The sequence below is a fragment of the Roseivirga seohaensis subsp. aquiponti genome (genome assembly GCF_001267955.1).
GTDB classification, from domain to species: domain Bacteria; phylum Bacteroidota; class Bacteroidia; order Cytophagales; family Cyclobacteriaceae; genus Roseivirga; species Roseivirga seohaensis.
The window spans coordinates 412,208-422,768 of the sequence record NZ_JSVA01000010.1; the positions used below are offsets into that span (position 1 = coordinate 412,208).

The window sequence follows — 10,561 nt, forward strand, 5'->3', positions numbered from 1 at the left end:
GTGTAAATAGAGTTATGTTATTGGCGTTTTTCAACGGTTTTGTACTTAAAACCACGTCCTTCTAAAAGATAAATGGCTACAAAAAAGACTGCCGTGACAAACAAATCAATTCCGTATTGAACATAAGCGTTGGAAATCGAAATAAGGTTTGATCCATAAATTACTCCCACGGCAATGATTAAATACAAGAAGAGTTTTTTGAAATTGTAAGGTACAGGAAAGATTTTTCTGCCCTTGTAATAACATAAGGCACACATTACAGCATAACAAACCAAGGCCGAAATGGCCGACCCGAAATAACCAATTGAAGGAATTCTTACCAACCACAAGTGGCCAACTAGTGTAATAAGTGCTCCAATAACCGTAAAATAAGTGCCGTAGATTGTTTTGTCTTTAATTTTGAACCATACACTCAGGTTTACATAAACTCCAAAAAACAGCTTTCCTATTAACAATACTGGCAACACATACAGCGCGGCTTTGTATCCTGGCCGGCCTAAAAAGACATCTGCTATTAGTTCAATGTTTACCGCAATGGCCACCATAATGGCAATGTTGAATACCACAAAATAGTGCATGACTTTGGCAAAGAGCGTTGGCGCTTCCTTATTTTCAGCATGAGAGAAGAAGAAAGGCTCGCCAGCATAGCGGAAGGCTTGAATCCCTAGCATCATCAATACACTCAGCTTAAATGCACTGCCATATACTCCTAGCTCCTTTTCAGGATCATCAAAAAGAAAGTTAAATAAAATGGTGTAGCCCTGATCGTTGAACATGGCCGCTAAACCCATTAAAAAAATAGGGAAGGAATAAGCCAAAATAGGCTTGAATGCCGACCATTTGAATCTAATTCGAATTTGCCCTAATTCCTTAAATAACATTGGAATGTATAAGCTATTCGCAATAAGATTAGCTATGAAAATATAGCCAACGCCTATTTCTGGATTATAAATTTTCTGAACCCAAGGTTGGAGTACGCTTAGGTATTCTCCATTGGCAATGGCCGGAAAAGCCAAAAGGAACAATAAGTTCAAACCAATGGTAACTGCAATTACAGTAAGTCGGATTAACGCGAATTTTATAGGCCGATCGTCCAACCGAAGTTTTGCAAAGGGTATGGAAACGATGGCATCAATAAATACAATGGCCGCCAAATACTGTAAATATTCGGGGTGCTCTGAGGCGGCAGTAAAATTGGCCAACGAGGCGGCATCCAAATAAATAAAACCAGAGAAAAGAATACTGGTGAATAGAATTGCGGTGGCCGTATAATGGTAGGCATCAATAGACTTGTTTTTTGTGGTGAACCTAAAAAAAGAAGTCTCTAAACCATAAGTGTAAATAATGTTAAGAAAAGCAGCGATACCATAAAGGTGAATAACGACTCCATATTCCTCTTCCGGTAGAATTCGGGTATAGAATGGCACCAACGCAAAATTGAGCACTCTGCCCAAAATGCTGCTGATGCCATAATAAGCCGTTTGGCTCGCCAATTTTTTGATTTGACTCATAAAGCGAAGCTACAAGTATTTATGCTTTGAGCCATAGATGAATTTTCGATTTTCGATTTAACGCCAAACCATGTTCAATGTTATGGCCTGCCGTTAAATCCTTTGAAGTTAGCCTCTTATTCTCCTTTAAAATCAGGTTTTCTTTTTTCTAAGAAAGCTCTTGTACCTTCATTGAAATCCTCAGTTTTCACACAATTCGCAAAACTATTGGCTTCGGCCTGATAGCCGTCAATGTCGTTGGTATACACCGCGTTGATACATTCGATTACCATGCCCACAGCTAGAGGCGCTTTGCTGGTAATTCTGCCCAATAGTTCTTCTGCTTTTTGAAGACCCTCAGCTTTGTTTTCAGCTACATGGTTTACTAAGCCCAAGGCTTTTGCCTCGTCAGCTTTTACCATATCACCAGACATCGCTAATTCAAAGGCTTTTCCTTTGCCTACCAATTGCGTCAGTCTTTGCGTTCCTCCAAAACCAGGGATAATTCCAAGATTTACTTCTGGAAGTCCGAATTTTGCATTTTCAGTAGCGATACGAATGTGACAAGCCATGGCCAATTCACAGCCGCCACCAAGGGCAAAGCCATTTACCAAAGCAATAACAGGTTTGTGGCAGTTTTCTATACTGGCAAAAACCTCTTGGCCTTGTTCTGAAAATTTTCTTGAATTTAACTCTGAAAGTTCTGCGATTTCGGAAATGTCAGCGCCAGCCACAAAAGCCTTTTCACCTTCACCAGTAATGATTACCGCTCTTACATCGGTAGAGTCATAAATTACTTGGAAGGCCTCGCCAATTTCTTCAACAGTTCTAGTGTTGAGTGCATTTAACTTGTCGGGCCTATTAATGGTAAGGTGTACGACTCCGTTTTTATTTTCGAATTTTATATTCTGGTATGAGTCCATTGCTAAGTTGAGTAAGCTGCAAAGATAGTAGCAATGTAAGAAAACTAAAAAGGCTAAAGCAAGGTTAAGTACTTGGCTCAAAATATCTGATGAGTGGAAGACGATAAATTTGGCTTTTAATTCATTTTAAAGGCTTCCTTTGATACCTTTGCAGCCAATTCAAGAAAAAACACATTCAATCACTTATGGGAACACAAAATAGAATTACAGTCGCTTATGGAGATGGAATTGGTCCGGAAATTATGGACGCCACCATTCGTATTATGGATGCCGCCAATGTTGGTTTAGCCTATGATGTGATTGAAATAGGTGAAAAAGTTTATAAAGCAGGGCATAAATCAGGCATAAGCCCTGAGTCTTGGGAAATACTTCGCAGAAATAAAGTGTTGCTTAAAGCGCCTATCACCACACCTCAGGGTGGAGGATACAAGAGCTTGAATGTAACCATCAGAAAATCACTTGGTTTGTTTGCCAATGTAAGGCCATTCAGAGCTTACCCGCCATTTGTGCCGTCACATTTTCCGCACATGGATTTGGTGATTGTTCGTGAAAACGAAGAGGATTTATATGCTGGAATTGAACATCAGCAAACAAGTGAGGTGGTTCAAACCTTGAAACTGATTTCGGAACCTGGTTCTGAAAAGATTATAAGATACGCATTTGAATACGCCAGAGCATACGGTAGAAAGAAAGTGACCTGTATGACGAAGGACAATATTATGAAGCATACTGATGGTATGTTCCACAGAATATTTAATGAAGTAAAGTTAGAATACCCAGATATTGAGTCGGATCACTGGATTATTGATATTGGGTCGGCTGTAGTAGCGGCTCGTCCAGAATCATTGGACGTAGTAGTAACCTTGAATCTATACGGAGATATCATTTCTGATATTGCTGCCGAAGTAGCGGGCTCAGTAGGTATGGCAGGTTCGGCCAATACTGGAATTAGCCATGGAATGTTTGAGGCTATTCACGGGTCTGCCCCTGATATTGCCGGACAAAACATTGCTAACCCTTCTGGTTTATTAAATGGCGCATTTATGATGTTGGTTCATTTAGGCAAAGCAGATAAAGCAGAATTGATTCAAAACGCTTGGTTAAGAACTTTGGAAGATGGAATTCATACAGGTGACATTTACCGAGCTAACCGAAGTGTAAAGAAAGTGGGTACCAAAGAATTTGCTGATGCAGTTATTGAGCGACTTGGGAAAAAGCCTGAAAAATTAAAACCAGTAGAGTATAGAAATGGCGTAAAAGTTTCGGTGAATGTTCCCGAAAAACCAGCCAAGAAAAAGGAGCTTGTGGGCGTAGATGTATTTATCGATTGGCGCGCATCTGACAGAGATCCGAATGTAATTGGCGATGCTTTGTTAAATGAAGGCTCTACTGACAGACTGAAACTTAAATTAATCTCTAATAGAGGTGTTTTGGTGTATCCTGAAGGCTCTCCAGAAATTTTCAAAACCGACCACTGGAGATGCCGATATACAAACCCAAACAATGAAATTGTAAATAATTCGGATGTAATTGAATTGATTAAAAAAATTCATGAGGCGGGATTCGACTTTATCAAAACAGAACATTTATATCACTTCGATGGCGAAAGAGGCTATTCTTTAAGCCAAGGTGAATAAGAAGATTTTATCTTGATTAATTTTCACGAATGTCTTGGACCTACTTTTGGTTCAGGACATTTTTTTTGAACTCCTATTGATCAGAAATACTCATCAGTATTAAGAGTGTATTTTCCACTGTCTTTTAATGGGTATTCTTGACCGTTTTCATCCTTAAAGATGACATCAAAAGAAATCTGCCAGTGGTTATCATCAGTTTTTGAAGCTGAGACAATCGCTTTTTCTAAAGTGTACTCACTGAATCCGCAATAGCAGGACTTACGATACGCAACATTGATTGTTCCATTCTCTCCTTCATTGGTGCTATTATATGTAAAGGAATTAAGGCACTTGGGCATTTCCAGATAGAAGATCTCTGAAAGTTCGTCATCTGCAATATTTTCATCTTCTTCGTGTACATAGGTGTATTTAAATACCATATTTTCTCCCTCTGAAACTACAGGTATTTGCGGGTCGCCCGGATGATGTGCTATAAATTCCAGTTTACTTTCTTCTTTAAATTCTCTATACACTCTAGATGGGCTTACCTTTCCACATGAAAAAAGAATTGAAACGAGTAGTGTTATTGAAAGTAGTTTCTTCATGCCTGTTTAGACACGAGTAATTTCGATAAGGTTGGTCAGGTAGTCATCACGTAGGGATCTTTTTCAGTATTCTAAATTGCTTGGATATTGTAAGTTGTGTTCTGTGTGTTTCTGAAAAAGATGCTTGCAGCATGACTTAGCTTTGAAGTTTGCACTAATGATTTTGCGGATGCGGTAAAGCTAGCGATTAAGTCATCCCGTAGGGATCTTTTCACGAAACACAAGTTGGTGGTTTGTTAATTGTAATCCGTTTTCTTTTTTACTGAAAAAAATGCTTGCAGCATGACTTAACTTTAGTGTTTGTAGGATGAGAAGGGGCTGAATCAAAGCTTAGCCTGCTCAACTGTTAAACTCAATACTTAAATACTAAAAAGAAACTGGCGCCTTGGCCTGATTCTGATTTGACGGTGAGGTCGCCTTTGTGCTTTTTCATGATTTGCTTAGAAAGGCTCAGGCCAATTCCTGAGCCCTGTTCTTTGGTAGAAAAGAAAGGAATGAAAATTTGATCAATCTTGCTTTCGTCAATTCCCATTCCGTTATCGGTCACTTCAATTACTTTTTCTGATTCTCGCAAATAAGTTTTTAAAGTGATTCGTGGATTTTCAACACCCTTTAAAGCATGCTTTGCATTGGTGATCAGGTTAATCAGTACCTGTTCAATTAATTTTCTATCAATGGAAAGTTCGAAGGTACTTTTGAGGTGGAGCTCCATTGTGATATTCTCCTTCTGAAGCTCTGGCTTCATGAGCTGCGCCATGTTTTCAAGTAATTCTGTGGCGTCAACACGTTCTTTATCTAAGTTTTTCACGCGGGTGAGTTTGCGGTAGTCGTCCACAAAATGGAGAAGGCCCTCACTTCGCCTCTGAATGGTTTCTAGGGAAAAGCGAATATCGGCCAAATCTTCTTCAGAAATTTCATCAATTGATTTTTCTAAGTTTTCGCCTTTGTGCAGCATCATTTGCATGGTTTCCGTAAGCGAAGTAATCGGGGTGACGGAGTTCATGATTTCGTGCGTGAGAATTCGGATAAGCTTATGCCAAGCCTCAATTTCTTTCTGTTCAATCTCCGACTTAATGTTCTGGAAAGTAATAATGGAATATCTGAAATTTAGAATTTTCAGTCGGGTAACATGGGCCGAAATTTGAAGTTTATCGCCTTTCACATTCAGTTCAACTAACTTTCTTTCATTATCGTCCATTTCGGAGAATTCACGAGAAAATTGGGGGGAAAGCTGTTGCAGTTGTTTCCAGTAATTGGGAACACCAACCCCCAAAAGGTTTTGAGCAGTTTTGTTCATCAGCTCAATTTGATGTTCCTCTTTTATGGCAATTATTCCCACGTTTACATTGTCGACAATCACTTTTAGAAACCTGAATTGAGCTTCCTTTTCAACCGAAACCTTTTTAAAGGCCTCAATAATTTCCACAAAAGCATCCTGTAATTCCTGAAAAGATTTGCCGTGTTTTTTTCCTTTAAATGAAATTGAAAAATCAGAATAGCGAATGGCCAATAGAAGTTTTGCCAATTCTCTATTGGTGAAGGTGATGAAGCGTATCAACTCAGCCACCTGAATAATTACGATAGAAAGCAGAATGATTTGGTTGAAGAACAATTCAGTTTTGGCGAAAATAAAAGCCAAACCCGTTAGCGTTAGCATCAGTAACGTAATCCGAACTATAACAAGAAGGCTGAATCGCTTTGAAACCATCTTTTTTAGTTAAGAGTGTATTGGTTATTAGTTAAGAGTGAATTGGTCATTGTTTTTTTATTTACTGATTGCTGATTCCCGTGTTCTGATAACTGATAACTCCTGCCTAATAACTAATCTCTAATAACCCTTAACTAAACTACAGTCCATACTTCTGAAGCCTTCTATATAAAGCCAACCGATCAATACCTAGGTCTTTAGCGGCACGAGTTACGTTTCCATGGTTCTTATCGAGTGCTTTTAAAATGAGTCGTTTTTCCATTTCTGAAAGGTCTAGAATATCTTCCTCCAAACGTTTGTTATTGCGGTTGGGCTGAAGCACGAAATCGTCAGCGGTAAGCTTATGGTCATCGGCTAAAATGATGGCGCGTTCAATAGCGTGTTGTAGTTCGCGGATATTTCCAGGCCAGTGATACTTCTTCAGTTTAGCAATAGTGTTATGATCGACTCTCATTTTTGGCTTTTTGTATTTCTTGCCATAGAGTTGTATAAAATGTCGTACGAGTAAATTAATATCCTCCGTTCTTTCGGCCAGAGCGGGCATTCTCAGTTCCACAGTGTTGATTCGGTAAAGTAAATCTTGGCGAAAAGTACCCTCTTTCACCATTTCGTATAAAGGCATGTTGGTGGCGCATAGTAGCCGAATATCTACAGGTATTTCTTTGCCCGAACCTACCCGACTTACTTTTCTTTGCTGCAAAACAGTGAGGAGTTTGGCTTGTAGAGGAAGAGAGAGGTTACCAATTTCATCCAAAAAAAGTGTGCCTCCAGAAGCTAGTTCAAACCTGCCGGGCTTATCTTCTTTGGCATCGGTAAAGGCACCTCGAACATGGCCAAAGAGCTCGCTTTCAAAAAGATTTTCGCTAATAGAGCCTAAATCAACATTGATAAAAACCTTGTCTTTTCGTTCCGATTGCCTATGTAAGGCACGAGCAGCCAGCTCTTTACCGGTTCCATTTTCGCCCAAAATCAAGACATTAGCATCGGTAGGGCCTACTTTTTCTATAAGTGAAAACACTTTTTTAATAGGTAATGATTCACCAATAAAGTTTTCGAATTTCTGATCTATTTCGCTGGAAAGCGTTTTTTGAGTGCTTTTCAGTCGGTCTACTTCTAACTTGCTTTGCCTTAATTGTAATGCAGATTGAATGGTGCCGAAGAGCTTTTCGTTTTTCCATGGTTTTGGTAGAAAGTCGGTAGCGCCAGATTTTACAGCTTTTACAGCCAAGTCAAATTCACCATAGGCTGTAATTAGAATTACAATTGCGTTAGGGTCGATAGTTAGAATTCGGTTGAGCCATTTTAAGCCTTCTTCGCCCTCGTTGTCCCCTTTTTTAAAATTCATATCGAGCAAGACAACATCAAAGGCTTCTCGCTCTAAATGATTAGGAATTTGTTCGGGATTATTTTCAATTTGAACCAAGGTGAACTGCTGTTTTAAATACATTCGTGCAGTGTTGAGCACATCAATATCATCGTCCACCACTAATATTTTCGCTTCTGTCTTACTCATTCAAATACTGTATCAAAACCAAACAGTTAAATGTATTGAAAACAAACGATATATTGTTAATTTATTTTCTGTAATGTGTGTAACATTCAGTAAGTCAAACAAATATGTGTTTGGCATTGCTATTGGTATAGCAGCGGTATCATAAAGGTCGAATTATGCTCAAAAATTACATCACAACAGCTTTCAGAAATCTTAATAGAAACAGGGCTTACACTACTATTAATGTGTTTGGGCTAGCACTTGGGATTAGTGCAGCCATTGTTCTTTTCAAAATTGTTTTGTTCGAAAAGAGTTTCGATCAGTATCAAAGCAATTTTGATAACCTGTATAGGTTTACAAAGCGCACCGAAAGCCCAAACCAGATAGAGTTTGATGCAGGAATCCAGAACCCTTTTACACTTGCCTTTAAAACGGATTATCCTGACTACGGCTTGCCTGTTCGTACTTTTGGAATAGGAGAAAGTCAGTTGAGCATTACAAACTCTATTGGCGATTTACAGCACTTTGAACAGCGAGATGGAATTGCCTTTGCTGATAAGGAATACTTCAAACTTTTTGATTATGAATTTGAGTTGGGTAATCCAGAAACCGCTTTGGAGAAGCCGAATTCCGCTGTTATTTCGGTTTCATTGGTTGAGAAACTCTTTGGTATTACCGATGGAGGTTACGATAGAGTAATAGGCAAAGAGGTAAGACTCAATGATAAGCTTGACGTTTTTATAACTGCTGTGGTAAAAGATCCACCAGTGAATAGCTCGGTGCCTTTTAGCTTTTTAATTGAATATGAGGCTGTAAAAGCAATTTTCGATTTCTATCAGCCAGACTCTTGGAATTCAACCTCGTCAAATGCTAATGTCTTTTTTCTTAAAGCGAAAGGAGTGGAGGATAGCCAGATTGAGGCTGCCTTGGAAGAAATTGTACAGAAATACATGCCAGAAGATACCGAAAATACGATGTATGGTTTGCAAGCAATGGCCGACATCCATTTTCAGCCTCAGTATAATACTTATAATGACGCGGGTGTTTCTTCTGATTTCCTGACCATACCAATAGCTATTGGAGTTTTCTTAATCTTAACAGCCTGTATAAATTTTGTGAATTTGTCTACGGCTTTGGCAATAAAGCGGTCGAAGGAAGTGGGAATCCGCAAAGTTTTGGGCGGAAGAAAGGAGCAGTTGATGCAGCAGTTTTTGGGTGAAACTTTTTTCATTACCATTATTTCAGTATTGATTTCACTAGGAGCCGCAGAACTGATCATGAAGAATATGGAGCAGTTTGTAGGTTACAACTTATCGCTCAATTTGCTTCAAGATCCCCAGTTGGTTATGATTTTACTGGGAATTACTGTTGGGGTTACTTTAATAGCTGGATTGTATCCGTCAGTAATTCTAGCTAGGCTAGCACCTGTATTGGCACTGAAGAGCAAAGGCCAATCTGCACTTTCTGGCAATGTAAATACCCGCAGAGGTTTGGTGGTTTTTCAATTTATTATTTCACAACTATTGGTGGTTTGTACCTTAGTAGTGATTTCTCAAATGAAATATTTTGAGAAAAAGGATTTGGGCTTTAGAAAAACATCAATTGTCACTTTTCCTCTACCAACCAATGCAAGCGAAAAACTCAATCCGTTGAGGAATGAGCTTTCAACATTTGCAGGAATAGAAAAGGTAAGTTTCAATTTTTCATCTCCATTATCTGACAATAATATAGGCTCGAGTTTCGGTTACGCTCCTCTCGAAATGGAAGGTTCTTATGATGCGGCCTATAAAGTGGCTGACGAAAATTACTTGGATTTATATGGTATCGAAATTCTTGCAGGTAGAAACTTTAATGCTACTGATACCCTGGATGTAGCCATTATTTCAGAATCAGTTATGGATTTAATGGGAATTGAAAACCCTGAGGATGCCATAGGAGAACAAATAGAAAGCGGATTTGCCGGGGCTAAAAGAGTGATTGGTGTGATAAACGATTTCCACACAAAATCACTAAGGGAGAAGATTGAACCTACCATTTTAGTCACATATCAGGGTTATTTTTATGAAGGAGCAATTCGTTTTGAAGGAACCGATAAACAAATGGGTAATGTGATTTCTGCCCTTGAAAATGCTTGGACAAAGCAGTATCCGAATGTGCTTTTCGATTACTCCCTATTTTCTGAAAGTATTATGGAAAACTATGAAGAAGAGGCCAGTATGATGAACCTCTTTCAGATTTTCTCAGGCATTGCTATTCTAATCGGTTGTTTAGGGCTGTATGGTTTGGTTGCCTTTTTAGCAAGCCAAAAAACCAAAGAAATAGGAATTAGAAAGGTTCTGGGTGCTTCTATAGGTCAAATCTTGAATATCTTCTCTAGAGAACTTTTGGTGTTGATTGTGATTGCTTTCGTAGTCGCTGCGCCTGTGGCCTATTACATTATGGATTATTGGCTTTCTGATTTCGAATACCGAATTGATATGAATATATGGGTGTTTGTGATTGCTGTTGGTTTTACGCTTTTAGTAGCCGGCCTTACCACGGGTTTCCGATCATTGAGAGCGGCACAAGCCAACCCAGTGGACTCATTGAGAAGCGAGTAGGGAAAAAGTTGATCAGTTCCGAAGTATCGGGAAGAAAGCAGGAAAAAGAATTAAAAAAACTGGGAGTCAGGGAACTCAATTCTCTGAAAAAAACTCAGCCATAACTGATAACTGATAACTGATAACT

7 protein-coding genes are annotated in these 10,561 nt (G+C 39.0%); 2 read left to right on the forward strand and 5 right to left on the reverse strand.

The features are described 5' to 3' along the window. Window positions 1-17: 17 nt before the first annotated feature. Window positions 18-1,511 carry a lipopolysaccharide biosynthesis protein gene (locus tag OB69_RS11335; protein ID WP_053223834.1) on the reverse strand — a complete coding sequence of 498 codons (1,494 nt, stop codon included), beginning with the start codon at window positions 1,509-1,511 and terminating at the stop codon, window positions 18-20. Between the two features lie 116 nt (window positions 1,512-1,627). Then, window positions 1,628-2,413 carry an enoyl-CoA hydratase/isomerase family protein gene (locus tag OB69_RS11340; RefSeq protein ID WP_053223835.1) on the reverse strand — a complete coding sequence of 262 codons (786 nt, stop codon included), beginning with the start codon at window positions 2,411-2,413 and terminating at the stop codon, window positions 1,628-1,630. A 185-nt stretch (window positions 2,414-2,598) separates the two neighbouring features. Between OB69_RS11340 and OB69_RS11345 the strand changes: the two genes are divergently transcribed. Beyond that, entirely contained in the window at window positions 2,599-4,050 is a 1,452-nt protein-coding gene (locus OB69_RS11345) for an NADP-dependent isocitrate dehydrogenase (RefSeq protein WP_053223836.1), read from the forward strand. 80 nt (window positions 4,051-4,130) lie between these two features. Here OB69_RS11345 and OB69_RS11350 read toward each other — a convergent pair whose 3' ends face one another. The 3 genes from OB69_RS11350 to OB69_RS11360 form a co-directional block, all read right to left on the reverse strand. Then, window positions 4,131-4,634 carry a hypothetical protein gene (locus OB69_RS11350; RefSeq protein WP_157608554.1) on the reverse strand — a complete coding sequence of 168 codons (504 nt, stop codon included), beginning with the start codon at window positions 4,632-4,634 and terminating at the stop codon, window positions 4,131-4,133. Window positions 4,635-4,986: 352 nt separating this feature from the next. Further along, on the reverse strand, window positions 4,987-6,342 hold the full coding sequence (locus tag OB69_RS11355; RefSeq protein ID WP_053223838.1) for a sensor histidine kinase: 1,356 nt from the start codon (window positions 6,340-6,342) through the stop codon (window positions 4,987-4,989). 139 nt (window positions 6,343-6,481) lie between these two features. Then, on the reverse strand, window positions 6,482-7,855 hold the full coding sequence (locus tag OB69_RS11360; protein ID WP_053223839.1) for a sigma-54-dependent transcriptional regulator: 1,374 nt from the start codon (window positions 7,853-7,855) through the stop codon (window positions 6,482-6,484). Window positions 7,856-8,010: 155 nt separating this feature from the next. Between OB69_RS11360 and OB69_RS11365 the strand changes: the two genes are divergently transcribed. After that, a complete protein-coding gene (locus tag OB69_RS11365; protein WP_053223840.1) occupies window positions 8,011-10,434 on the forward strand; it encodes an FtsX-like permease family protein in 2,424 nt (807 codons plus the stop codon). Window positions 10,435-10,561 lie beyond the last annotated feature (127 nt).

Bases quoted from the DNA above. Each gene is read 5' to 3' on its own strand.
- OB69_RS11365 (WP_053223840.1), top strand. From the start codon at position 8,011: ATGCTCAAAAATTACATCACAACAGCTTTCAGAAATCTTAATAGAAAC.
- OB69_RS11360 (WP_053223839.1), bottom strand. From the start codon at position 7,855: ATGAGTAAGACAGAAGCGAAAATATTAGTGGTGGACGATGATATTGAT.
- OB69_RS11345 (WP_053223836.1), top strand. From the start codon at position 2,599: ATGGGAACACAAAATAGAATTACAGTCGCTTATGGAGATGGAATTGGT.
- OB69_RS11350 (WP_157608554.1), bottom strand. From the start codon at position 4,634: ATGAAGAAACTACTTTCAATAACACTACTCGTTTCAATTCTTTTTTCA.
- OB69_RS11335 (WP_053223834.1), bottom strand. From the start codon at position 1,511: ATGAGTCAAATCAAAAAATTGGCGAGCCAAACGGCTTATTATGGCATC.
- OB69_RS11355 (WP_053223838.1), bottom strand. From the start codon at position 6,342: ATGGTTTCAAAGCGATTCAGCCTTCTTGTTATAGTTCGGATTACGTTA.
- OB69_RS11340 (WP_053223835.1), bottom strand. From the start codon at position 2,413: ATGGACTCATACCAGAATATAAAATTCGAAAATAAAAACGGAGTCGTA.